General features: G+C 44.4%; 23 protein-coding genes. 16 read left to right on the top strand and 7 right to left on the bottom strand.

Annotated features, from left to right (window positions below; translation table 11 throughout):
* Positions 1–158 precede the first annotated feature (158 nt).
* Positions 159–1,142, top strand: coding sequence for a Rieske 2Fe-2S domain-containing protein (locus FIS9605_RS0109100; RefSeq protein ID WP_035139491.1), 984 nt, complete (start codon positions 159–161; stop codon positions 1,140–1,142).
* 397 nt (positions 1,143–1,539) lie between these two features.
* On the opposite strand, the gene FIS9605_RS0109095 is transcribed toward FIS9605_RS0109100, so the two are convergent.
* From FIS9605_RS0109095 to FIS9605_RS0109085, 3 genes are all read right to left on the bottom strand, one after another.
* Positions 1,540–1,860: a hypothetical protein gene (locus tag FIS9605_RS0109095; RefSeq protein WP_026732311.1), complete on the bottom strand. Its 321-nt coding sequence runs from the start codon at positions 1,858–1,860 to the stop codon at positions 1,540–1,542.
* 152 nt (positions 1,861–2,012) lie between these two features.
* Complete coding sequence (locus FIS9605_RS0109090) at positions 2,013–3,038, bottom strand: ABC transporter permease (protein WP_026732310.1); 1,026 nt, start codon at positions 3,036–3,038, stop codon at positions 2,013–2,015.
* Positions 3,039–3,138: 100 nt separating this feature from the next.
* Positions 3,139–4,776: an ABC transporter substrate-binding protein gene (locus FIS9605_RS0109085; RefSeq protein WP_026732309.1), complete on the bottom strand. Its 1,638-nt coding sequence runs from the start codon at positions 4,774–4,776 to the stop codon at positions 3,139–3,141.
* Positions 4,777–5,613: 837 nt separating this feature from the next.
* Between FIS9605_RS0109085 and FIS9605_RS0109080 the strand changes: the two genes are divergently transcribed.
* The 6 genes from FIS9605_RS0109080 (at position 5,614) to FIS9605_RS0109055 (ending at position 11,338) form a co-directional block, all read left to right on the top strand.
* Positions 5,614–5,949, top strand: a complete 336-nt coding sequence (locus tag FIS9605_RS0109080) for a hypothetical protein (protein WP_026732308.1) — start codon at positions 5,614–5,616, stop codon at positions 5,947–5,949.
* Between the two features lie 362 nt (positions 5,950–6,311).
* Positions 6,312–7,841: a photosystem II chlorophyll-binding protein CP47 gene (psbB, locus tag FIS9605_RS0109075; protein WP_026732307.1), complete on the top strand. Its 1,530-nt coding sequence runs from the start codon at positions 6,312–6,314 to the stop codon at positions 7,839–7,841.
* A gap of 244 nt (positions 7,842–8,085) precedes the next feature.
* Complete coding sequence (locus tag FIS9605_RS0109070; protein ID WP_026732306.1) at positions 8,086–8,190, top strand: photosystem II reaction center protein T; 105 nt, start codon at positions 8,086–8,088, stop codon at positions 8,188–8,190.
* A gap of 474 nt (positions 8,191–8,664) precedes the next feature.
* Entirely contained in the window at positions 8,665–9,678 is a 1,014-nt protein-coding gene (locus FIS9605_RS0109065) for a 30S ribosomal protein S1 (protein ID WP_026732305.1), read from the top strand.
* Positions 9,679–9,863: 185 nt separating this feature from the next.
* Positions 9,864–10,598 carry an HAD family hydrolase gene (locus FIS9605_RS0109060; RefSeq protein ID WP_026732304.1) on the top strand — a complete coding sequence of 245 codons (735 nt, stop codon included), beginning with the start codon at positions 9,864–9,866 and terminating at the stop codon, positions 10,596–10,598.
* A 98-nt stretch (positions 10,599–10,696) separates the two neighbouring features.
* The gene (locus tag FIS9605_RS0109055; protein ID WP_035139488.1) at positions 10,697–11,338 is read left to right on the top strand and encodes an HD domain-containing protein; all 642 of its coding nucleotides are present in this window, start codon (positions 10,697–10,699) and stop codon (positions 11,336–11,338) included.
* Here FIS9605_RS0109055 and FIS9605_RS0109050 read toward each other — a convergent pair.
* Positions 11,328–12,575: a CCA tRNA nucleotidyltransferase gene (locus FIS9605_RS0109050; RefSeq protein WP_026732302.1), complete on the bottom strand. Its 1,248-nt coding sequence runs from the start codon at positions 12,573–12,575 to the stop codon at positions 11,328–11,330. The two genes, FIS9605_RS0109055 and FIS9605_RS0109050, sit on opposite strands and share 11 nt — an antisense overlap.
* Before the next feature lie 85 nt (positions 12,576–12,660).
* Here FIS9605_RS0109050 and FIS9605_RS0109045 point away from each other — a divergent pair, with 85 nt between their 5' ends.
* The 4 genes from FIS9605_RS0109045 (at position 12,661) to FIS9605_RS0109030 (ending at position 15,545) form a co-directional block, all read left to right on the top strand.
* On the top strand, positions 12,661–12,909 hold the full coding sequence (locus FIS9605_RS0109045) for a Ycf34 family protein (RefSeq protein ID WP_026732301.1): 249 nt from the start codon (positions 12,661–12,663) through the stop codon (positions 12,907–12,909).
* 144 nt (positions 12,910–13,053) lie between these two features.
* Positions 13,054–13,755: a tRNA (adenosine(37)-N6)-threonylcarbamoyltransferase complex dimerization subunit type 1 TsaB gene (gene tsaB / locus FIS9605_RS0109040; protein WP_026732300.1), complete on the top strand. Its 702-nt coding sequence runs from the start codon at positions 13,054–13,056 to the stop codon at positions 13,753–13,755.
* 131 nt (positions 13,756–13,886) lie between these two features.
* Complete coding sequence (gene budA / locus FIS9605_RS0109035) at positions 13,887–14,645, top strand: acetolactate decarboxylase (RefSeq protein WP_026732299.1); 759 nt, start codon at positions 13,887–13,889, stop codon at positions 14,643–14,645.
* 141 nt (positions 14,646–14,786) lie between these two features.
* Positions 14,787–15,545: an ABC transporter ATP-binding protein gene (locus FIS9605_RS0109030; RefSeq protein ID WP_442854690.1), complete on the top strand. Its 759-nt coding sequence runs from the start codon at positions 14,787–14,789 to the stop codon at positions 15,543–15,545.
* Positions 15,546–15,586: 41 nt separating this feature from the next.
* Here the strand turns inward: FIS9605_RS0109030 and FIS9605_RS36635 are convergent, their stop codons facing one another.
* The 3 genes from FIS9605_RS36635 to FIS9605_RS0109015 form a co-directional block, all read right to left on the bottom strand.
* On the bottom strand, positions 15,587–15,793 hold the full coding sequence (locus FIS9605_RS36635; RefSeq protein ID WP_035139485.1) for a DUF1902 domain-containing protein: 207 nt from the start codon (positions 15,791–15,793) through the stop codon (positions 15,587–15,589).
* 294 nt (positions 15,794–16,087) lie between these two features.
* Positions 16,088–16,486, bottom strand: coding sequence for a type II toxin-antitoxin system VapC family toxin (locus FIS9605_RS0109020; protein WP_026732297.1), 399 nt, complete (start codon positions 16,484–16,486; stop codon positions 16,088–16,090).
* Positions 16,483–16,728 carry a type II toxin-antitoxin system Phd/YefM family antitoxin gene (locus FIS9605_RS0109015; protein WP_026732296.1) on the bottom strand — a complete coding sequence of 82 codons (246 nt, stop codon included), beginning with the start codon at positions 16,726–16,728 and terminating at the stop codon, positions 16,483–16,485. The genes FIS9605_RS0109020 and FIS9605_RS0109015 overlap by 4 nt, the downstream gene beginning before the upstream one ends.
* Positions 16,729–16,971: 243 nt before the next feature.
* Here FIS9605_RS0109015 and FIS9605_RS36630 point away from each other — a divergent pair, with 243 nt between their 5' ends.
* The 5 genes from FIS9605_RS36630 (at position 16,972) to FIS9605_RS0108985 (ending at position 21,619) form a co-directional block, all read left to right on the top strand.
* Positions 16,972–17,430 carry an MAPEG family protein gene (locus FIS9605_RS36630; protein WP_231510273.1) on the top strand — a complete coding sequence of 153 codons (459 nt, stop codon included), beginning with the start codon at positions 16,972–16,974 and terminating at the stop codon, positions 17,428–17,430.
* 281 nt (positions 17,431–17,711) lie between these two features.
* Positions 17,712–18,065, top strand: coding sequence for a DsrE/DsrF/TusD sulfur relay family protein (locus FIS9605_RS0109000; protein ID WP_026732295.1), 354 nt, complete (start codon positions 17,712–17,714; stop codon positions 18,063–18,065).
* A 209-nt stretch (positions 18,066–18,274) separates the two neighbouring features.
* The gene (locus tag FIS9605_RS0108995; protein ID WP_026732294.1) at positions 18,275–18,568 is read left to right on the top strand and encodes a type II toxin-antitoxin system TacA family antitoxin; all 294 of its coding nucleotides are present in this window, start codon (positions 18,275–18,277) and stop codon (positions 18,566–18,568) included.
* A complete protein-coding gene (locus FIS9605_RS0108990) occupies positions 18,559–19,092 on the top strand; it encodes a GNAT family N-acetyltransferase (protein ID WP_026732293.1) in 534 nt (177 codons plus the stop codon). The genes FIS9605_RS0108995 and FIS9605_RS0108990 overlap by 10 nt, the downstream gene beginning before the upstream one ends.
* A gap of 160 nt (positions 19,093–19,252) precedes the next feature.
* Complete coding sequence (locus tag FIS9605_RS0108985) at positions 19,253–21,619, top strand: ABC transporter permease (RefSeq protein ID WP_026732292.1); 2,367 nt, start codon at positions 19,253–19,255, stop codon at positions 21,617–21,619.
* The last annotated feature ends 3 nt before the right edge of the window (positions 21,620–21,622 follow it).

Here is a 21,622-nt window from a genome sequence, read left to right as displayed (position 1 = left end):
CTAGCCTATCGCAAGGTATAGTCTCTGTTTTGAAGATTTTCACAAGCAAGGAGTAATTACTCAATTAATTAAAAAATTAATTAATGGTTGACAAGAAACTCTTTACCGTTACATACTAATTAAAAAATTAATTAATAAAAGGACATAATATGAAATCAATGCTAGCTGGTGCTCCTTGGCTCTTAGCACACAAATCAATGTTGGAAGTTAACCAGCCCAAAAAATTTTCCATCTACGGTTCAGACTACGTGCTGTGGAAAGATGCAACAGGCAAAGTGAGCGCCTTATCCAACGCCTGTCCTCACATGGGAGCGATGTTATCAGAAGGTTGGTGTGAACAGAAAAAAGATAAAAGTAGTGTGGTTGTTTGCCCTTTTCATGCCTTGGAATTTGATAGTGAAGGTTGCACTATTTTGCCAGGCTCTAATAAAAAAACCTTACCGCAATCACAAACATTAGAACTAATTATTCAAGGGGATTTTATTTGGTCTTATGGAGGACAAGAACCAAAAGCTCCTATTCCTAGCATATTGAATAAAATTGCTGCTGAGTATGACTTTATTGGTTATATAGCAGACACCAGCGTAGAGACAGACTTAATCACTATGCTGTTAATTATGCATGATTACAACCATCAAAATGGTACTCATCGTCCCCTATTTCGGATCGAAGAAGTAAATTTTGATAAATTTATCGACAATGGGCATGAATCTCACGCTTTTTATAATATGCCCACAGCACCCACAACATTAGGCGAAAAAATCAAAAATCCTGATTTATTGCTGTTGCCGAAAGAGCTTAAAGCACATCTAGAAAATCACTTTCCATCTTTAGTCATCTTTCATGGGGAAACGGCAATTGGTAAAGTTGCTCAATGCCATTTGTTTGTACCAGAGTCAGAAATGCGGACACGCACATACATATTGATGTTTGGTAAACCTAAACATCCAGCATTTAAGGTGTTGGGCAAGAAGTTTCTCAACTTTGCCAAAGTTGTTGTGGAACAAGATACGGATATTCTGCGGAAGATTTATCCGAATACGCCTCAGAAAATTAAACTCAATAACGAAGTGGGGATGGATTGGGTACGACGCAATTTTGAGAGTTGGCCGGAAATTGTAGAACCAAAGTTTTCTAAGTAAGTACGATTTCGCTGTAGTAATCCATTCTGGCTTTCATCGATAACGCTGCGTTTTACCGCCTCGATCGCTTTTTGACGTAGGTCATAGCTGTAGAGGGCTGCCATAGTGATTCCTGAATCCTCTGCTATCCTTACTGTAATCTCTTAATACAGTTTCGTAGCGCATAAAACCCAAGTGAGGGAATCCCTATGGAACAAGTTTCACTGCCAGGTATGAAAAAACCTCACTCCTTGCCCCTCTCCGCGAGATCAAAGAGGGTGTCCTCTGTTGACAGGGTGAGGTTACTTTCAAGTCATACCCCCACGGGCTTTTCGCTCACAACGAAGGAATGAAAACTCTTCGGCGATCCCCTATTCCCAATCCCCAATCCCTATTTTCAAGATAGAAGGTTTAAAAGCTAATCGTTATAATGATAACGGTCATAACGATAGCGAATGCGGTAGGGTCTTGGGTAATAGTCTCGATAATCTACTCGATAGCGCGGACGAATTGAACGATACTTAATACGAGGCCTATAGTGATACTTCCGATATACCCGATATCTGGGACGATAAATTTGGTAGCTATTGCCTCTATAACCACGGTGATACTGTCGAGAGTATATGTTACCATCACGATCGTACCGAATAATAACATCAGCTTTGGCACTTTGCTCAAAACCTAAAGTTGCAACCGCAGCCAAGAATGTTGCTAAAACTACTGAAGTAAAAGGTTTCATAACCTTACCTCAACAAAGCTGTCTTATATTTATTGTTGCAATCTTTATAAAAAAAGGTATCTACTAGCAAAAACTCGTAATGTAGCTGGACGCCTAACTAGCATGACACCTTAGATTTTTACGTAGCTTCTAACAGAATTAAATAGCAAACACTAGTAACGAATTCGTGGGTCTACGTAGGCGTTGAAAATATCAATTAAAATGCTTGCCCCAACTACAATAGCTCCAAAAAATACCATGATTCCTTGGACTGTAGGATAATCTCGCTCCGAAATTCCTTGATATAGTCTATTTGCCAATCCAGGCCACGAAAATGTGACTTCGGTTAAAATTGCTCCTCCCAATAGAGAGGCAAACGTCAATCCTAGGACGGTAATCACTGGAATTAGAGCATTTTTTAAGGCATGAGAAAATAAAATTGTTTTTTCAGGAATACCTCTAGCTCTAGCAGCCTCTACATAATCTGCTTGCATTGTTTGCTTTAAATTCACACGCACAATTCGCTCAAAAATACCACTGAGCAAGATTCCCAAAGTACAACAAGGTAGAATGAGATATTGTGCAGCAGTGAAAAACTGAGTAAAGTTGCCTCTTAAGAGACTATCGATTGTATACAAACCAGTGATAGCTTCTGGGGCTGGTAGTGTTGCAGGATAACGCGTTCCCAAGGGCAACCAATCAAGCTGAACAGCGAAAATCAATTGTAGTACCATTCCTGCCCAAAACATGGGTAGTGAGTAGGTGACGATTCCAAACAATCTTCCCCCTACATCTACAGCGGTACCAGGACGGGAAGCAGAAATAATACCAACAGCAATACCAACAACTAGAGCGATCGCGATACTATATATAGCTAACTCTGCTGTCGCTGGGAAATATTGCCAAATGATATCCCAAACTTGTTGTCCCCGACTGGCAATAGATTTGCCCATATCGAAGCGTAGCAAGTTGCCCATGTAATTTAAGTACTGCAACCATAAAGGCAAGTTTAAACCGAGTTGTTTTCGCAATTCTTCCTTAGCGCTTTCTGGCGCACGCGCACCCAAAATTGCGTCAACTGGATCTCCAGGTGTTGATCTCAGCAACAGAAACACGATGGTAATGATAGTTAACAACTGGAGTGGAGCTAACAGCAAACGGGCTGTAATGTAATAAGTTATAGCTTTGGAACGGGACATAGTCAATTAGTCATTGGTTATTGGTCATTGGTCATTGGTTATTAGTCATTGGTCATTAGTTATTGGTAAAGACAAATGACAAATGACAAAGGACAAATGACTATTTCTTGATGTTTTTATATATCAAATTTTGAGTGGGATCTAGTTGCACGCCGCTAATACCTGTTTGAGCAAATACATAATCTTTACTTTGCCATAAGGGAACGTAAGGTACATCCCGCGCCAATATGTCTTGAATTTCTGCAAAGATTTTTTTGCGTGCTTCGGGGTTTTGTTCTTGTCGCTGCTTGTCAATCAATTGATTCATTTGCTGACTATAGTAAAAAGAACCCTGAGATTGACTTCCTCCATCTTCGCATCCTTTTTCAGATGAGCCTTTGTCACAAGCTAAAAACGGCTGAATGTAATTGTCTGCGTCCAAAAAATCAGGATACCAATCTAGTAAGAATGTTGGATATAAGCCCTTAGCAATGTTTTTAAAAGCAGTGGTGGATTCTACAGTATTAACTTCAAATTGGAGAATGCCATCCATTGTTTTTTTAGTAAGGGCTTTGAGTACTATTGCTGCTAAACTCCGGGTCGGAGAACTAGAGGGATACCAAACCTCAACCTTGGCGGGATTGTCTTTGGAAAAACCAGCTTTAGTAAGCAGTTCTTTAGCTTTTTGGATGTTGCCATCACCGTATTGCTCTTTAAAAACTGGCTGGTAATCATTAAATGCTGTTGGTATCAAACTGTAAAGTGCTTCCGCTTGACCATACAACACTCGCTCGTATAATAATGGACGGTTAATCATTGCCGCGATCGCTTGTCTTACCGCTGAGTTATCCACAGGCTTTTGATTGCGGTTAATCGCCAGATAACTGACAACATTACCCTGATTTGGAATCGCCTGCCAAGCACCTTTTTTTGCACTTGCTTCCAAGCTGCGAATTTGATCGGGATCCATACTTAGGTAAGCTACGTCTACAGCTTTTTTGCGGAAGGCATTATATAAATTCACCCCACTGCTAAGAATTTGTACATTGATGCCGTTGTTTGCTGGCTTTTCTCCCCAATATTGCTCAAATACATCAAATCGTAAGGAATCAGGCCCAAATTTCGCCAATTTATAAGGGCCAGTACCGATAAAATTATTTGGGTTAAATTTTCCTTCGCCAATTTCATAAGCTTTGGGCGACACGGGACAGACACCACTAAATGCCAGCAGTGCCGGAAACGCCGCAAATGGCTTTTTCAGCTTTATAGTTAACTCATACTCGCCCGTAGCTTTTGCTGATTCCACCACATCCCCTAGCAGGAAAGCTGGTTTACCCTTGTTTTCAATAAAACGGCGGATACTAAACGCCATCGCTTCGGCGTTAAAGGGAGTTCCATCATGAAATACTATTCCTTGACGCAAGGGGATTGTGTAAGTCAGACCATCCTGACTAACTTGAGGTAATGTGGTAGCCAGCTGTGGTTTAATTACGGTATTTCCGCTTTCGTAGGTGTAGAGGCGATCGCTCATGTTATACACCAACCATAGTGACGCCAATTCATAAGCATCAGATGGATCGAGGGTACGCGGTTTTTGTGTCGTACCTATAGTAATGCGACCATTTCCAGAATCAGATGCTGGTGTATTTGTTTGTGGAAGATTCACACAACTAACAACCAAAAATAAACATAAACACAATACAGAAAGTAATTGTGTAATTTGCTCCCAGCGTCTTGCAGACAAGGAAAACCAGTTCATAGCCTTGGGTTTTTTGAACAAGTGCGGTCAGTAATTTTACTATTATGGTGACTAAGTCTTAATTTCGGTAATGAATTTTAAATATAGTCAGATTAGACGTATTTTTACGGAATAATGACATAGAGAATCAGGAACTCAAATTTCCTCTGGGGATTCAGGAGGACAGCACCGCGTTGCCGTGCATGGTTAAGAGGCATAAAGCAAGTGGCGTGCGGCTGACTGTCGGCAATGGGGAATAGGAATTTCCATTATCCCTTGCCATATATCCCAATGTTTAACTGGTACTTTCATCTGCATCTTGAGAAGTTTAAATTAAAATTTTCTGATTTTATTAAATAAACTTTACATTATAGTTGTTTGAAAAACTGGTTTTTAAATATACCAATTTAGGTGATGAATATTGAATTTGAAAATGAGAAAACAATACATACTTTAATATTAATTAATAATTCAAAATGTTTAATTTAATTAAAATAACAAACTTACACAAACTTATCGTAAATTCAGATTTGATAAAAGAAGAGCTTTGTTAAGCTTTTTAGTTAGTTCGAGCAGTGTATTTATAAGGGTGTAGAAATTGAGGAGGGGGAGAAATTAAGAGGGGGAGATGCGGAGATGGGGAGATAGGGAGAGAGGGGAGAAATTAGAGTGGGGAAAAAGGGACAGAAGAACAATTCAGTATATCTTTCACTTTCCCACAGCCCCACTCCTCCACTCCCCACACTCCTTTGTGCTTGCATAGCTACAATCTACAAATCTCATTTCGATACATGACCGACTGAGATTTTCACGGTATTACCAACAACAAATAGTGAATCTAAAAGCGAGACTAAGAGTGTGAAGTATTTCTTTTTATCTGAAGGATGGACAATTGGCAGAGTTTGGGCATCTGATGGACTTTGGCAGATAACTGCATGGCGACGCCAACCAGAGATTGAGCAAATTAATATTTGCTTGGTAGAAAAGGGCGAAGTGATGTGGCTTTATCGTGTAGAAGATGCCATTATCACTGTAGAAGTGAAGCCAATAAAACCAGTACAACCAGGTACATCTAGTCGAGCCATCGGTCAAGTCATGCTCAAGCGGTTAATGAGTGCTGAACAAGTGATCGAACGTTTGGGGAGTGCCTCAGCTAGATGTCAGCTAGAAAACATCGAATCAGTGGTGCAGTAAAGAATGGGGAATAGGGATTGTTGGTAGTTGGTTGATGGTAGTTGATTGTTAACTGTTTGTTACAAACAACAAACAACCACCAACTACTAGCTACTAACCACCATCTACCAAAGAGTAACCAACTCCAAGTGCCTTTATACGCTTGCAAACAGCTCCATCAATAGTTACACTTTTTTAAACATTCTCATTTTTGCTTGGCGATCGCTACCTTCAGGGCTAGTCCCCAAAAGGTACATGTTGTATTGCCCAAGCAGCCACACTGTCTAACTTTTAAGACCAAGCTGTGGAAAATTCAGGCTCTAGCAATAACAAAAACAAGAAAATTGCTTTGTAAACAAACTCATCGAGGAGGAGCGTAGTCGATGGGACTACCTTGGTACCGAGTACACACAGTCGTTCTGAACGATCCGGGACGGCTGATTTCTGTACACTTGATGCATACAGCTTTAGTGGCAGGCTGGGCCGGTTCAATGGCTCTGTACGAACTGGCTATTTATGACCCCAGCGACCCCGTTCTCAACCCCATGTGGCGTCAAGGAATGTTCGTGCTGCCCTTCATGGCACGTTTGGGTGTTGTTGGTTCTTGGGGTGGCTGGAACGTAACTGGTGCTGCCAACTACGATCCAGGTTTCTGGTCATTTGAAGGCGTTGCCGCCGCTCATATTGTTCTGTCTGGTCTGTTGTTCTTAGCTGCGGTTTGGCACTGGGTTTACTGGGATTTGGAACTATTCCAAGACCCCCGTACTGGTGAACCCGCTCTTGACTTGCCAAAAATGTTTGGCATTCACCTGTTCTTGGCTGGTCTACTTTGCTTCGGCTTTGGTGCTTTCCACCTTACCGGACTCTGGGGACCGGGAATGTGGATTTCTGACCCCTACGGTTTAAGCGGTCACGTTGAACCAGTTGCACCGGAGTGGGGACCAGATGGCTTTAACCCGTTTAACCCTGGTGGCGTAGTAGCTCACCATATCGCCGCTGGTATCGTTGGCATTATTGCTGGTTTATTCCACCTGTCGGTAAGACCACCCGAACGGCTCTATAAAGCCCTGCGGATGGGTAACATTGAAACAGTGCTTTCTAGCAGTATTGCCGCTGTATTCTTCGCGGCTTTCGTCGTTGCGGGTACAATGTGGTACGGTAGTGCTACTACCCCAATCGAGTTGTTTGGCCCTACCCGCTATCAGTGGGATCAAGGTTACTTTAAGCAGGAAATTCAGCGCCGCGTGCAAACAAGCCTTGCTTATGGCGCAACCCCTGAGCAAGCTTGGTCGCAAATTCCCGAAAAATTGGCATTCTACGATTATGTCGGCAATAGCCCCGCTAAAGGCGGTCTATTCCGTACAGGTCCAATGAACAAGGGTGATGGCATTGCCCAGTCTTGGGTAGGTCATGCAGTCTTTACAGATGCCGATGGACGGGAATTAGAAGTGCGCCGTCTGCCCAACTTCTTTGAAACTTTCCCAGTAGTTCTGACCGATAAAGATGGTGTTGTCCGCGCTGACATTCCCTTCCGTCGAGCAGAATCTAAGTATAGCTTTGAGCAAACTGGTGTGAAAGCCTCGTTCTACGGTGGTGACTTAAATGGTCAAACCTTCACAGACCCCGCAGATGTGAAGAAGTGGGCACGTAAAGCTCAAGGTGGCGAAATCTTTGAATTTGACAGAGAAACCTTGAACTCTGATGGTGTATTCCGTACGAGTCCTAGAGGTTGGTTTACCTTTGGACACGCCTGCTTTGCGCTGTTGTTCTTCTTTGGTCACATCTGGCATGGTTCTCGGACTATCTACCGAGATGTATTTGCTGGTATTGACCCAGATTTGGAAGAGCAGGTCGAGTTTGGTGTGTTTGCGAAAGTGGGTGACTTGACAACCCGGAAGAAGGAAGCTGTCTAAAGTTAGAGGGACTAGGGATTAGGGCATTGGGCAATGGGCAAGGGGCAATGGGCATCGGTAAGAAAACCAATCCCCAATCCCCAATCCCCAATCTTCCCTGTATCTTGGTACACTATACATTACTGCCGTGAGACACACGGTAGATGCTTGCGGAGGGTAAAGTCTTAGACTCCCTGTGAGGCAAGAATCTCATCAGCGAAGCGCTGTGAGAGTGTCAAAGGCTAGATATGCAGGAGCTAGTGATATGGAAAGCGTGGCATATATCCTGATTTTGACTTTGGCAATTGGAACTCTCTTCTTTGCGATCGCATTCCGCGAACCTCCTCGCATTGAAAAGAAAGAGAAGTAATTTTACAGATGCCAAATTTTTGATGGCAATCTTCAAAACAAGTAACCGCTGTTATTCTCTATATGAGTAACAGTGGTTATTTTTATTTTTAGTCAAAAGTCTACAGCCCATAGTAGTAACAGTTAATACTAAGTTGCAGTCAAAAATAGTACTTCCCTTACCCCTTCCCCTCTCCCAATTTGGGAGAGGGGAAGGGGTAAGGGCACGAATTGCTATTGCTATGTCTGAACGCAACTTGGTATAAGTCTTGACTCTTGAGTCTTGAGTCTTGAATCTTGACCATTGACTCTTTACATAAAAAATTTTCGATATTTTGATATAATCTACTATCTGGAAGTTAATACGCGTTAAGTCAGCTTTTCTGCGCTAGCATGAGAAGGGATGATAGGTGTAGCCTGCCTATTAGGTACTTGCATCTACATCATAACTTGTGGCAAAACCATTACGGAGACTAAAAACCAGGAAACAACCAGCATGGTCAATCAGAAATCAACTGCTATTACCGAGATTGGGTTTACTCACGAAGAATTCGCTGCTTTACTGGACAAATACGATTATCATTTCAGCCCTGGTGATATTGTACCCGGTACGGTTTTCAGTATAGAGCCACGCGGCGCTCTGATTGACATAGGTGCTAAAACCGCAGCATATATACCGATACAAGAAATGTCTATTAACCGGGTAGACAGCCCGGAAGAAGTTTTACAATCTAACGAAACACGGGAATTTTACATCCTCAGTGATGAAAACGAAGAGGGACAATTAACTCTTTCTATTCGCCGTATAGAATATATGCGGGCTTGGGAACGAGTACGCCAGCTGCAAGCAGAAGATGCAACAGTCCGTTCTGGGGTGTTTGCCACTAATCGTGGTGGAGCTTTGGTACGAATTGAGGGATTACGTGGATTTATTCCAGGCTCTCACATCAGCACTCGCAAGCCTAAAGAAGAATTGGTGGGTGAAGAACTGCCATTGAAGTTCTTAGAAGTAGATGAGGAGCGTAACCGCTTAGTACTATCCCACCGTCGAGCACTGGTTGAGCGTAAGATGAACCGCCTCGAAGTTGGTGAGGTAGTAATCGGTACTGTGCGCGGTATTAAGCCCTATGGTGCCTTTATTGATATTGGCGGCGTAAGTGGTCTATTGCATATCTCTGAGATATCGCACGAACATATTGATACACCTCACAGTGTGTTTAATGTTAATGATGAAGTTAAAGTCATGATCATTGACTTGGATGCTGAACGAGGCCGAATATCTCTATCTACAAAGCAGCTGGAACCTGAACCAGGTGACATGATTAAGAATCGCGATTTAGTTTATGACAAGGCTGAAGAAATGGCTGCTAAGTATCGCGAACAGCTATTAGCTAAACAGCAAGGTGCTACTGTGTCTGCTGTTCCTGCTGAATCAACTGAAGTAGCCGCGGTTGAAGAAGAAATTCCAGTCGCAGTTGAAGAAGAAATTCCAGCCGCTATTGAAGAGTAATGTATATGTCGTTGTAGTTATCTGTAACGGCTTAAAGAATGAGAAAGTATCGCATAGAGAGGGATTGATTTTCCCTCTTTTTTTATGTTGGTTAGTAGTTGGTAGTTAGTAGTTAGTAGTTGGTGGTTGCTTATTCCAAACAAACAACAACCAACAAACAACAGTCAACAACGGGGAGGAATCTTTTGCTAACTATTAAGTGTAGAAACGTTACTTTTCCTAATATCCAGGCGATTTTGTTTGACAAAAATGGTACTCTGGAAGACTCAGAAACGTATTTGCGATCGCTTGCCCAAAGAGGAGCACGGATAATAGACGCGCAAATTCCCGGAATTGGTGAACCATTATTAATGGCGTTTGGCGTCAATGGTGATATTCTCGATCCTGCGGGTTTAATAGCAGTGGCGAGTCGCCGCGAAACAGAAGTCGCCGCCGCTGCATATATTGCCGAAACTGGACGGGGGTGGTTTGAGTCGCTAGAAATAGCGCGTCAAGCCTTAGAAGATGCAGAAAAATATATTGGCAAGACTCCTTCACCCTTATTTGTTGGTTGTTTAGAAGTCCTGAAGAACCTATCAGAAACAGGACTGAAACTTGGCATTCTCTCAGCAGCGACAACACAAGAAGTACGTAAGTTTGTAGACAATCACCGATTGAGTGATTATATCCAGTTGGAAATGGGAGTAGACGAAGGGCCGAGTAAACCAGATCCTGTGTTATTTTTACAAGCTTGTGAAAAATTGGGAGTAGAGCCTAGTGCTACGCTGATGGTAGGAGATTCTGTTGGTGATATGCAAATGGCGCGTAACGCCAAAGCCGCAGGTTGCATTGGTATTACTTGGGTAGGTAAGCCAGATAATGTCGCAGGTGCAGATGTGGTGATCAACCAACTTGATGAGATTCTAATTTTATCAGCTTAAAAGCCAGTGTTGTAAAGTGTACTCGTTCGAGGACTAGGCACAATTCTAGTTCAACTTTACCATCTACACTTACAGCAAGAAAAACAAGGAGAATTATCGTGTCAGCTTCTTTCAACTTTACTGAGCTGTCGATTCCAGATAGTGAGTTAGCCAAAAAAGCGACACAATTAGTTGCAGAGGTATCCCCCAAGTTTCTGTATAACCACTGTGTTCGTACATACTTGTTTGGAGAGATTTTAGGGCGACGAGATGCACTTAAATTTGATCGTGAATTACTATACTTAAGTGCAGTAATGCATGACCTTGGTTTAACAGAACGATTTGATGGTCAACAGCGGTTTGAGGTAGATAGTGCTGATGCTGCCCAAGCATTCCTCTTAGAACACGGATTACCACAAGAAAAAGCTGAAATCGTTTGGGATGCAATTGCCTTGCATACCTCTATTGGTATTGCTTCACGCAAACAACCAGAAATTGCCTTAGTACATTTGGGAGCAGGTGTGGATGCGGCGGGAATGCGGCTTCAAGACATTGCTCCAGAAACAGTAGAGAGGGTAATCGATGCTTATCCTCGATTAGGGTGCGGTAAAGCTTTGATGGAGTTAATATTATCACAAGTAAAACGGAAGCCTGAAGCGGCTGCATTCACTTGGATGGCTGATGTTGGTAGATGTCACGTCCACGGTTTTGTTTGTCCAAGCTTTGGCGATGCGATTCGCAATAGTCCTTTTAATGATTAATAACTAACTTTGCTGCAAAAGCGATCGCTTCTTCTGGTGTAGAAACCTTCCCCTCAATTTGAGCGATCGCAATTTCTGTCAGCAGTTTGCCTACCAGTGGTGAAGCAGGAGTTTTTAATGCTACCATTATATCTCTCCCACTCACTAGAGGGGTGGGATGCGCGACCAGGTCGTCAGGGTTAAGGTAGCGGCTTATTAAGGGTGCGATCGCCTCTACCGATTGACCGTGTATCACGGATAAAATAGCTGTAATTATAAATACAGCACCCGCCTCCTGAAAGAAAAAATACTGTTCTCGCAAAGTCATCAGGGGAGTTTTTAGTTGTGGGAACAGTTTCAGGGCGGTGGTAACGGCTTTAATTTTTGCACGGCTGTAGGTGAGTTCTTGCAGTTCAATTTCTGCTATTTCTGGGTTTGGGTTCACCAAACAAGCGAGTTTGGCAATACCTAACCAAGTAGTTTTAACAGTATCGCGGACGTAGCTTTGCAGTTGTTCGCTTAATTGCGGCCATCTAGATGTAAGTTGATTAGCTGCTGTGTCAACTTCTGCAAGTTGATGGAAGTGTTCTGGTGTGGCGGATTTGAAAAAAGGTGCAAGCAAACCATCTTCGCTAGCACCGATCAGCCAAGGAGTAGCCTGAGGACTTGCCAGCATATAGCTCAATTCTACCCGTATTCGTTCTGGGGCAACTTTAGCTATGTGTGACGCTAAAGCACGAATAGCTGCTTGGGTTGCTGTTTCAATGCTAAAGCCGAGTTGGGAGGCTTGGCGATAGGCCCGTAGTAACCGCAAGGGATCGTCTTCCAAGTTGGCGGGTGATACCATCCTCAAAAGATGTTTTTTTATATCTGCACAACCTTGCAAAGGATCGATGATTTCTTGGGTGCGGGGGTTATAGGCGATCGCATTTACTGTAAAATCTCGCCTATGCAGATCGGCTTCTAGACAATCTCCTTCTTGTTGGGCAAAGTCAGCAGTAGCGTGGGGAAAAACCACACGAGCAATTTGTCTTTCTGAATCGAGTAGAACAAAACCGGCTTTGTAATGCGTCGCGATTTGACGAGCTACTTTGACAGCATTGGATGGTAGAACAAAATCTAAATCCAGATATTCGCGAGTTCTTCCCAAGATGGCATCTCGGACAGCACCACCCACCATGTAAGCTGGTTGTGGCAACAATTCCAGGCTAAAAGGCCAATTTTCCGGAAATAGACAAGAAGAGAATAAACTAGCCATTGTAATAAAAATAAACCCAGCGGCTAATGAATAAAGTTTTGGCTTAAGCTAGATTAACAATAAAGGTTCTGGAGTTGGTTGTATTATGTGTGTTTGCGTAAACTGCCACTATGTAGACCGCTGTGTTACCTATCACGCGGTAGAAACCCAACACCAACAGCCCCATTTGACTGAAACCCCAGATTTTGAGCCGAATGAACCATCTATCAATGTCAACATCCGTCCGCGAGGCGATGTGATTGAAATGGAATGGGATGTTGTGGGATGTCGTAGCTTTAAGCTAGAACAGGGCAAGTGGTCGAAGTTGCATCCTGGTGAGTTAGTGCCGACTTGATAAGTAATGGCAGGTGCTTTGAATGCGACTACTACTGTTTAGTGTGGTAGTCGTACATATTTTTGTGCGAGTAAATAAAGTGGTAGCCTCAATGTGCTTGAATAAATCAAGTTACATCTAGCAAAACAGATATTTAAATTAGCTTTGTCTACCAAACTACAACATCTCGACCCGACAAAATACGGTTTAGCACTGCACACAACTACTCCCGAATTGGGTTTAGCGATGAGCAACTTTGCGGTCGACACACGTTCTGGTGTTTGGAATTTGGAACGTGAATTATCTAGTCTGCTGCACCAATATTTAATGGAATTTATTCAACCTCAAACTTGGGCAGACTTGGCGTTTATTGCTGTAGCTAAGGGGCCTGGTGGTTTTACCGGCACTCGTATTGGAGTTGTTGCTGCTAGGACTTTAGGGCAACAGTTAGATATTCCTGTATTTGCTATTTCCACATTAGCGGCGGTAGCGTGGTCAGAATATATCCCGCAGATCCCCCTTGAAAAGGACTATGTTCCCTCCTTACAAAGGGGGGCTAGGGGGGATCGAGCTATTGCCGTGCAAATGCCAGCACAACGGGGTCAAATCTTCGCCGCTATTTATCAACTTGCACCTGATGCTTCCGGACTCAAAGTCTTATTACCAGATACTGTGTTGATGCCAGAAGCATGGCAGGAAAAGTTAGCAAGTTGGAATAACAATTATCAGTTAATTGAAGCCAAATCTGGATTAGCTGCGACGGTGACAAGTATATTGCAGCTGGCGTATATAGAATGGCAACAAGGAAAGCGTCCCCATTGGTCAGAAGCACTGCCATTCTATGGACAACATCCAGTGGAACTGTAACTGTCAGTTTGAACCAATTTTCTTCACAAGTTCCTCAAACTGTTGTCTCACTATTAACTAGTCGATCGCTTAAGTTATTGGTGAAGAGATACTTTGGTTCAAGGTTTTATCTTGTGCTGAGGAAAAGGATAGTGAAGCTAAAACGGTATTTATGGTTTGCGGTATTGCTCATTGCCCTTGTAGTTAGTGTGTTACCTGCCTATTCCCAACAAATTCTCCAGCCCCATCCAGGATTTCAGGTTTCTACCTTGGGAGCCTTAAACGTTGGGGTGTATGAAGGAGCCACAACATTAGCTGAACTTAAACAGCATGGAAACTTTGGGTTGGGCACCTTCGAGGGATTGGATGGAGAGATGGTTGTTCTCAATGGCAAGTTTTATCAAATCAAAGCGGATGGCGTTGCTTATCCCGTTGCAGATGAGGTGAAAACGCCATTTTCTGCTGTTACGTTTTTCCGTAGAGAGCGATCGCTTCGTCTGACTGGACTTTTGACCTATCAGGAATTGCAGCAGCAGATCGGCGAACGGTTGCCAACGCAGAACTTGCCTTACGCGATTCGCATTCAAGGCACCTTTCCTTATTTGAAAGTGAGGAGTGTACCCAAACAAACACTTCCTTATCCCCCATTAAGTGATGTGGTTAGTCAGCAGCAGCGTGTTTTTGAATTGCGAGATGTGCGGGGTACTTTAGTGGGGTTTCGGCTGCCGCAATATCTCAAAAGTGTGAATGTGGCAGGCTATCACTTTCATTTCATTACGAGCGATCGCAAAGCAGGAGGGCACCTGCTTGATGGAGAATTTCTTAACCCTATAGCTGATGTGGAGACCCTGCGTGACTGGCAGATGATGTTGCCCAATCATACTGCCTTTGCACAAGCATCACTGGAGTGATGTCCCAAATAAAGCGAGGCTTGAAATGCGATCGCGGTCGAACAAACGCTTGCATCGGACGGTCGGTAGATGCTGATGCTGAGTTATACTTTACCTGCCCTCGGTGAAGCTAGCCGATATCCAAACTGTCTAGGCAAAATAGTGAAGAATAAACTTGGCAAAATACTAAAATCCTACCCAGATACTACAGCACCATCGGGAGTGGTCTTTCATATTCATGGAATCACCAAGGTCTATCGCATGGGTGAGGTAGAGGTTCATGCCCTCCGGTCGATTTACCTTGACCTCTACGAGGGAGAATTTGTGGTATTGTTAGGGCCTTCAGGTAGTGGTAAATCAACGCTGTTGAACATTTTGGGTGGGTTAGATGTACCAACTAGCGGTCATGTATTTTTTCGCAACCGTGACTTGACCCATGCCAGTGAAGCAGAACTCACTCGCTTTCGTCGCAACTGTGTTGGCTTTATCTTTCAGTTCTACAATCTGATTCCCAGCCTCACAGCCAAAGAAAATGTCGCTTTGGTGACTGATATTGCTCGCAAACCGATGCGTCCAGAACAAGCATTGGAGTTAGTGGGGTTGGGCGATCGCCTGAATCATTTTCCCGCACAATTGTCTGGGGGTGAGCAGCAACGGGTAGCGATCGCCCGCGCTATTGCCAAGCGTCCTGAAGTGCTGCTGTGCGATGAACCCACAGGGGCGCTGGATTTCCAGACGGGCAAACTGGTGTTGGAAGCATTGGAACAGGTAAACAGGGAACTAGGTACTACAACTGCGGTAATTACGCACAATGCTGGTATCGCTGCAATGGCTGACCGAGTAGTGACGATGCGAAGCGGTCAGATTGCAAGCGTGCAGTGTAATGAGAGTAAGGTTGCACCTGCACAATTGGAGTGGTAGATAAAATAAAGATTAAAACGCTTTCGGCAGTCCTGCTTGTTTCAAAACTGCATTGGCTGTATGACGTGATCAGAAGGCACAATTCTGTTGAGAAAGATGAGTTCCGGAATCATTTCTCGGAGTTTTTGCGTAAGAACCTCAATTGTAGAAGCTTCTGTTACCAATCCTGGCACATCTTCGCTAGTTGCAACCCAAACTTCTGCTTCAGCATCCCAAAATGCTTGAACCTTAAATGTAATTTGTTTCATTACCAAGCTGTGACGACGTTATTTTTAGTTTAAAGTAAACGCCTTATATCAAATCCGTTTGATTAGTTATCGATCTGCCCTCACCCCCTACTCCTCTCCCAACTTGAGAGGGGTGTCCGACAAAGGTGAGGGTTTTTAATGAACATGAATTAGTCGGACTTGATATTAATCCTTTCTACAAGGGTTTTGGCAGAACGCAACATCCTGCATCATACATGAAATCAGCAACGCCCAATTACCAATTACCGACACGGGCGGATAATATAAGTGTTCAAGCGGACATGATATAAGTTATCACGAACTGGCTGCCCAAAGGATAGAAACGTCGTACTGCTTGAATATTGAATCAGCACTCACAAGCATCATATCCTCCATTTGAGTCTGTGCGATCGGCATTCTGTCAAAAGGATCTCGGTGATGTAGGGGCAACGCAGCCGCTCGTAAAGCATGAGGTGCTGTAATTCCTAGCGATCGCGCTCCCAATTGCACCATGCGGCTAGAAATATAGCTATCTATCGGTTCTGGCAGTGGCAACTTTCCGATCGCAACTTTGATGCTCATTTCCCAGATACTGGCAACAGAGAACCACAATTCGTTGGTTTCATCGGCAATGTGGGCGATCGCCTCTTCATTCAAACACTCTGGTTGGGCAAACCACCACAACCAGCACTGTGTATCCAGCAAGAGTCTCACTGCTGGCCACCCTCGAATGCTGCCAAAATCTCTTCCGGCAAAGGAGCATTAAAATCTTCTGGCACGATGAAACGCCCTCGATCTTGCCCTAAACTAGCTCGTCGATTTGATGAGGTGCGAAACGGAACTAGCTTTGCGATTGGAACGCCTCGGTTTGAAATAATGATTTCTTCTCCAAGTTCCACTCGCGACAAAAGCCGTGAAAGATTTGTTTTAGCTTGATGGATATTTACGGTTTCCACGAGCTTAAAAACTAAGTTTGTAGACTAAGTCTAGTTTAGTTGGAATAGTAGTGCAAGAGCAAGTTCATCAGCTCGGTTGGTGTTTAGTGTCAAATTAATTTGGAAGCGATCGGTAAGGTGATTCGTTTAAGGGTAATTGATTAGTGGTAGAAGTTGTGCAATTTCAAGCTATTTGTAGGACAGAAATTCAACTTTGTCTGCTACCTGTCACAATGAAATGCGAGATGTTTTTGGACAAAGCAGATGAATAATCCTGTTCCTATTTCAACCCTTTTCATCGGACTCAATGGATTTGTAGCGTTCGCATTGTCTTACATCGTGGTGATGGAGCGGATAAGTACCAGAGTTTGGCACGGAGAGTCGAAAGCAGACGTGTCAAATCAGGCAAACTACCTTGACAAGCCCGGTAAATGGGCAGTATTTGTCGAAAACTACACCCAGAAGTCAGTTACAACTAAAACCAGCGACGATGGAATATTACAGCGTAAAGTGCGGGCTTACGGCAATTTCATAGAGTATGTTCCGCTTGCGTTGCTGTTCATACTCGTGCTTGAGTTGATGAATTCACAGACTTGGTTGTTATGGGTCTTAGGAAGTGCGCTAACGGTCGGTCGCGTTGCTCATGCGTGGGGGTTAATTAAAACGTATGGTCCGTCGCCGGGTCGCGCCATCGGTTTTTTCTTGACTTGGTTGTCTATCTAATCGGTGCAGGTGCTTGCGTGTATTATGGTGTAATTGGAGCCTTGCAGTAGAGAACGCAGGATAACAAATCATTGGAGCGGGGTCGAAAGTCTCCTCGTCTATCGTTTCGGTCTTGTTTGTCGCCGCTCAATTTGGTCGTTATCCAAGATTATGCAAGATAGCTGTGCGGCATTAGAGCGCGATCGCAACCAAGTAGAGTTGGGGGTTGTTTAATGTGATGTCTCTACCCTACTGGCAAGTTATGGTGTTGTCTAAATACATACTTTTCAAGGAGGTTGGCAATGAAAATACTATTTATTATTAATGATGCGCCCTACGGCACTGAAAAAGCCTACAATGCCCTTCGCATGGCGATGTCTTTACAAAAAGAACATCCAACAACAGAAGTGCTAATTTTTCTGTTGGCAGATGCGGTCACGTGCGCCCTGCCGGATCAATCCACACCTCAGGGATATTACAACATTGAGCGAATGCTGAAAGCCATTCTGAATAAAGGTGGAAAAGTTAAAACCTGTGGCACCTGTGCCGAAGCCAGAGGCATTAAGCAAATAACCTTTATTGATGGCATTGAAAACGGCACCATGAGTCAGCTTACGCAATGGACAGTTGATGCCGATAAGGTGTTAACTTTTTAAAAAAACTTCTGCGTGACCTTTGGTGCTGGCGTTGTCGATAAGTTATGGCGATCACCGCCATCCAACATCAACCACCAAAAGCGATCGCACTTCCCCACACTTTCCAAGAATTCTAGAAAACCGGTTTTTTTGCATAAATCCTGTTTATGTTGACGTTGTATATACAAAATTTGTATAGTCGTTGTGTGGACATTAGAGGTAATTGATAAATGGAAGCGCGATCGCCAGAGCCAGTTAATCGAAACCGCGATGTCACCATTAACATCCGGGCACATCTGGCACAACGTGAATTAATCGACCGTGCGGCAGAAGCTCTCGGCAAGAGCCGCTCCGATTTCATGCTAGAGACAGCTTGCCGAGAGGCGGAAGCGGTTTTACTAGACCGTCGGCTGTTTATGCTCTCTGACGAGAAATTCCAACAATTTATGGAACTCCTTGATGCACCACCCTCTGCTAATGAGAATCTCCGTAAATTGCTGTCAACAAAAGCACCGTGGGATTAAATGTGGTCAATGAGCAGAATCAGACATTGCAAGCTCCTCAACCAATAAAACCAGAGCATCAGCTAAAAGATTTTGATTCCGGCAATCCTGAATTGAACGATTGGTTGAGGAAGCGTGCACTTAAAAATGAAGACTGTGGTGCTTCCCGAACCTATGTTGTAACTATTGAGCAAAAAGTTATCGCCTACTATTGTCTTGCTAACGGAAGCATAGTAAATACCGAAGCACCTGGGCGCATCCGACGTAATATGCCTAACCCAATTCCTGCCATGGTGATTGGGCGGCTTGCTGTAGACCATAACTGGCACTCTCAAGGGATTGGGCGTGCTTTAGTACGTGATGCAGTTCTTCGCACATTACAAGCGGCTAAAATCGCTGGTATCAGAGCCATCCTCGTCCACGCGATTTCACAAGAAGCAAAGCAATTCTACTTAAAATGCGGTTTTACCCCTTCACCTGTCGCTTTGATGACACTCATGGTCACAATTGCGGATGCAAAAGACGCTCTAGGCATTGTTGAGTAGTTCGGCTAAAGGCAGACTTTTCCATCCCCACTAACCAACTCTCACAACTTCCTCAACTTTCTTGCCTAACCTCAAAATTAAGGTGAGCGATCGCATTGGTTATGGCAATTCTCAGCACATCCAAAACACAAAGAGTTTTTGACAATGAGGGACAACTACCATGAAAGCCCTCGATCAAAAACTCCTGCGTGACCTTTGGCATATGCGCGGTCAAATGATAGCCATAGCCTTGGTTGTCGCCTGCGGAATTGCTAGCTTTGTCTCAATGCTGAGTGCCTACGAATCCCTCAAACTTTCCCAGGCAAACTATTACGAGCAATATCGCTTTGCCCAAGTCTTCGCCCAACTTAAACGCGCCCCAGAATCCCTCAAGTCGCAAATAGAGTCAATTCCAGGAGTGGCGCAGGTGCAAACGCGGGTAGTAGCAGATGTCAGCCTCGACATTGCCGGACGAGGTGAACCAGCCACAGGACGGTTAATATCTATACCAGAGCGGCAAATGCCGATGCTCAACGACCTTTTCATCCGACGGGGGCGCTACATCCAGCCAGATAGAGATGATGAAGTATTGATCGGTGAAAACTTTGCCAAAGCCCATCGACTAGATTTAGGTGATACCATAGGTGCAGTCATTAACGGACGCTGGCAAAAGTTGCGGATTGTGGGAATAGCGCTTTCGCCAGAGTATGTCTACGCCATCCAGGGAACGGGCGATATTTTCCCCGATAATCAACGCTTCGGTGTTTTTTGGATGGGACGTGATGCTTTGGGAACAGCCTTTGATATGGATGGGGCGTTTAATGATGTGACGCTGACGCTGATGCGAGGGGCAATAGAAGCAGATGTTATCTTCCGGCTCGATCAATTTCTGGAAAGGTATGGCGGATTTGGTGCCTACGGACGCAAAGACCAGCTTTCTAACCGCTTTTTATCGGAAGAAATTACCCAATTGCAAGGAACTGCAACGATAGTACCGTCTATTTTTCTTGGTATCGCGGCATTTTTACTACATATCCTGCTTTCTCGCCTCATCGCTACCCAACGCGACCAAATCGCCGTACTGAAAGCTTTCGGCTACAACAATCTGAGCATAGGCTGGCACTATCTCAAGTTTGTGCTGGCGATTGTTTTCATCGGCGCAGCACTTGGCACTGCCTTGGGATTGTGGTTTGGTGTTGCAGTCACTCATAACTATACCCGGTTTTTCTCCTTCCCCGTACTCCGCTATGAATTTGGTATAGCTCAAGTGATGGGCGCAATTTTTATTAGTGGTGGCGCTGCTGTTATTGGTGCTTTCATGTCTGTGCAAAAAGCGGTTTCTCTACCTCCTGCTGAAGCGATGCGTCCCGAACCACCCGCCCACTTTCGCCCCACTATCATTGAACGTATGGGATTTCAGGATTTGCTCCCACCAGTGGGTCGGATGATACTGCGAAATCTGGAACGGAAACCAGTACAAGCTTTTTTGTCTACTCTTGGGATAGCCCTTGCCGTTGCCATGCTGGTTGTCGGTCGCTACTTTACCGATGCCATACAACACATGATTGATGTGCAGTTCCGCAATGTCCAACGTGAGGATGTGACGATTGTCTTCAATGAGCCGCGCCCCTCTCGGGTGCGGTATGAAGTCAATCATCTGCCTGGTGTCTTGCAAGCCGAACCATTCCGGGCAGTGCCAGCCAGGTTGCGCTTTGAACATCGCACATACCGAATTGCCCTGACAGGGCTGGAACCAACAGGAGAACTGCGCCGCTTGGTGGATCGGAAACTGCATACTGTCTATTTACCACCTGATGGGGTCGTGCTGACAACAAAACTAGCGGAAATTCTGGGAGTTACACCAGGCGATGTCTTGACGGTAGAAGTCTTGGAGGGAGCTAGACCTACCCGCAGTGTTGCTGTAGCTGGGTTGGTGGATGAACTGATTGGTGTTGCAGCATACATGGATATCCATGCATTGAATCGGTTGATGCGTGAAGGAGGAACTGTTTCTGGGGCATATCTGGCTGCTGACTCGTTGCAAATTGATAAGTTATATGCGCTGCTAAAACGGACACCTGCGGTAACAGGTGTTTCTGTGCGAACGACGGCGATCGCCCGCTTTCAAGAAACCATCGCTGGCAGTCTCAGTATTTTCACTACTGTATTGGTAATTTTCGCCTGCGTTATTGCCTTTGGGGTAGTCTACAATGCCGCTCGCATTGCTTTGTCAGAACGCAGTCGAGAACTGGCTACGCTGCGTGTAATTGGTTTCACTCAAGCAGAGGTTGCAGTCATTCTCTTGGGCGAACAGGCAGTTTTGACGATGGCTGCAATTCCTCTGGGGTTTGCAATTGGGTTTGGTTTTTGTGCTTTGATGTCTTTTGCCTACAACTCGGAACTTTACCGCTTCCCTTTGATTGTGACGAGGGCGACTTTTGCGTTTGCTTTTGTTGTGGTGGCGATCGCGGCTATTGTCTCTGGACTAATTGTCCGCCGTCAGCTAACCAAGCTCGATCTCATCGCTGTCCTCAAAACTAGGGAGTAAGGA

The sequence above is a fragment of the Fischerella sp. PCC 9605 genome, from assembly GCF_000517105.1.
Lineage (GTDB): Bacteria > Cyanobacteriota > Cyanobacteriia > Cyanobacteriales > Nostocaceae > PCC9605.
The sequence above is the reverse complement of the archived record's forward strand: the minus strand, read 5'-3'. Positions and strand labels throughout refer to the sequence as shown.